The sequence below is a fragment of the Flagellimonas aequoris genome (genome assembly GCF_003584165.1).
In the GTDB taxonomy this organism is placed as follows: Bacteria; Bacteroidota; Bacteroidia; order Flavobacteriales; family Flavobacteriaceae; genus Flagellimonas; species Flagellimonas aequoris.
Map to the genome: position 1 here is coordinate 1 of NZ_QXFJ01000005.1, position 2,317 is coordinate 2,317.

The 2,317-nt window shown below is 45.1% G+C and carries 3 protein-coding genes; 1 reads left to right on the forward strand and 2 read right to left on the reverse strand.

Annotated elements, in window-relative coordinates; all coding sequences use genetic code 11:
• Positions 1–491: MobV family relaxase (gene mobV, locus D2U88_RS00020; protein ID WP_235855685.1), on the reverse strand; the 491-nt coding region annotated here is incomplete at its 3' end.
• A gap of 626 nt (positions 492–1,117) precedes the next feature.
• Here mobV and D2U88_RS00025 point away from each other — a divergent pair.
• Positions 1,118–1,651 (forward strand): replication/maintenance protein RepL, encoded by a 534-nt coding sequence (locus D2U88_RS00025; protein ID WP_119638269.1) that lies wholly within the window; start codon positions 1,118–1,120, stop codon positions 1,649–1,651.
• Positions 1,652–1,768: 117 nt separating this feature from the next.
• Here the strand turns inward: D2U88_RS00025 and D2U88_RS00030 are convergent, their stop codons facing one another.
• Positions 1,769–2,248, reverse strand: coding sequence for a Rap1a family protein (locus tag D2U88_RS00030; RefSeq protein WP_119638270.1), 480 nt, complete (start codon positions 2,246–2,248; stop codon positions 1,769–1,771).
• Positions 2,249–2,317 lie beyond the last annotated feature (69 nt).

Below are 2,317 nucleotides of genomic sequence, written 5' to 3' on the forward strand. Positions count from 1 at the left end.
CCGCGCTCAAGACCCAGTTTTTTTACTGATTCAGCGTAGGTGCTCTGATCTTCACGCATCTTTGACCGCCCGCCAATAAACTCTTTCGCGGACAGCCGTCCATCCTGCGTCAATGGCACCACGAACGCTGACAAGTGGGGGGTGGCCTCGTCCCGGTGAACCACCGCCGCCACAACACGATCCTTCCCGTATTTCTTCTCCAGCCATTGCTCAGAGCGGGCGAAAAACTCCGCCTGTTGCTGCGGTGTCGCTTCTTTCCACCACTCAGGGCTTGCAGTCATAACGTATTCAACGGCCAGTACAGCATCTTTACGGCGTTTTTCAGGCAGCAGCTCCCGGACACGCCCCATTGCCTGATCCGTTGATTCGGATACAGAGCAGTAGTTTTCTGGTGTCCGTTCAGCGTTAGCATTCGGCGTCTCACGCTCCCTGTAGCAGTGCTGCAACGCGCTGGCCACACTGCCCATTCCCGTCAGCTTTTTACAGCGCATTATCGCGTAGTTCGCCATGCTTCCCCCCCTCGTTCCGGCGTCCATCCGGCCAGACGGGGGATCGCATTGCGATGCCTCCGGCGGGCCACTATCAGGATGATAGTGTACTCACTAGACTTTGCTTTGCAAAATCGTTCGGGCAGCAAGCTGCCTAAAGGTCAAGTTCAACAGCGGTCTGGCAGGTGGAAGGCGTCGCTCCGCGCCACCCCCCACCACTGCCAAGCCTGTTTTATCCGGTGAGTCGTCAAGGGTAAATGGCACTCGCTTCGCTCGCCCCTGACGAAATCAGGCAATGAATATCGTTTTTGAAAGAGCAGGAACCGCTCGCCGCAAGAACGGATTAGGGAGCGGCATCGCCGCGAGTCTGTCCGTTCGAGGAAGCGGAATTTCCACTCCCCGGACATAGAAATCCGTACGCTCTAGACTGACAGAAAACCGCCTGATTAATTTTTTTCGTTAAGAACTAAGAAGGAGATCACTCTCAGCCCGCATGAAATGGGGATCGTATTTTCAGGATCTGTACTACGGTAGCTCAACCCTAGTACTACGGTAGCTCAAAAAAAACTTGATTTTTGAGCTACCGTCTATCTAAAATCGAATCCTGTCGATCATTTAAGGTGGTTAAAATGAGCTTCTCTCGCTACAAAATAAACCCATTTTTAGAAGATATGATTGTTCCAGTCAAGGGGAAGCAAGTTAGACTTTCGCGTCTTGGTCGTGATGAAAACATCCTAGTAAACCAATCAACGGGGGAGATCCAAGGCACTCATGTAGCGACTTTCAAGCGAGTTGATGGTGAACAGTTTGTGAAACTCTTCACAGCAAATATCGGTTTGACCTTTGAGCTATCATCTGCGGGGATTAAAGCGTTTGGAGTTTTGCTTTGGGCTGTTCAGAACAAGGCGCTTTCAAAAGACGAAGTTGATTTGGATAGTTTTGTTTTAGAAGACTTTCTTGAAACCCAGGGATCTACAAACAAACAACCACTACGCTTAAGCCTTGCAACATTCAAACGGGGTATTAACGAGTTGGAGAAAGCGCAGATTGTTGCAAAAACAATGAGGCAAGGCCGCTACTTCATTAACCCAAATTTTGTTTTTAATGGAGATCGAATTGCATTTACAACAGTGATTGAACGACAACAAAAAATAGAAGAATAATTATATCAATAACTCTCTATTATAGATTGATTGATGCGTCAAGCTATGTGCCTGCCTTAAAATACAGGCACTCCCAGAGTTAACATAATTCAGGTTTATTACGGATAGACCAAATAATCACAATATGCATTCCTTTTCCAAAACAGAAGATAACACCGAAAATGCAGGTCGATTCCATTCGTAAATAGTGTTTGGTTGATAAGTTCTTGCACCTTCAATTAATTTACCGTCTCTTCCTTTTGCTGGCTTTGAATACATTTCTTGATATTCTAACGCCTCTTTGTCAACTGCATTTAGAACTTCTTGTACTGATATATTAGGACACTTTTTTAGTGAGGTATCATAATGATGCTGCATTACGGCGTACAGATAAGCGCTACAAAACCCCCAGTCACTCTTGTTTTTAATATCCTCAGATCTTTTACATGACTGATACCATTCAGATATTTTAGGTAAATTAGAAATGTTTATTGTTTTTTCGTCTGGTAGTGCCATAGGCAAAGATAATATTGAATTATATTTCGTTTGAGCAAAAACTTGATTTGTCAGAACAACAAAAAAAATTGTGCCAGATAATACCATTTTTAATTTAATCATCTATTCCATCCACAATTAAAGTTATCATTATTCAGGGCGGAAGGGTTTAACGCTTCCAATCCCTGCCCG

What these genes read in the sequence shown, in the direction of transcription:
- D2U88_RS00025 (WP_119638269.1), top strand. Translation starts at nt 1,118, where the DNA reads ATGAGCTTCTCTCGCTACAAAATAAACCCATTTTTAGAAGATATGATT.
- D2U88_RS00030 (WP_119638270.1), bottom strand. Translation starts at nt 2,248, where the DNA reads ATGATTAAATTAAAAATGGTATTATCTGGCACAATTTTTTTTGTTGTT.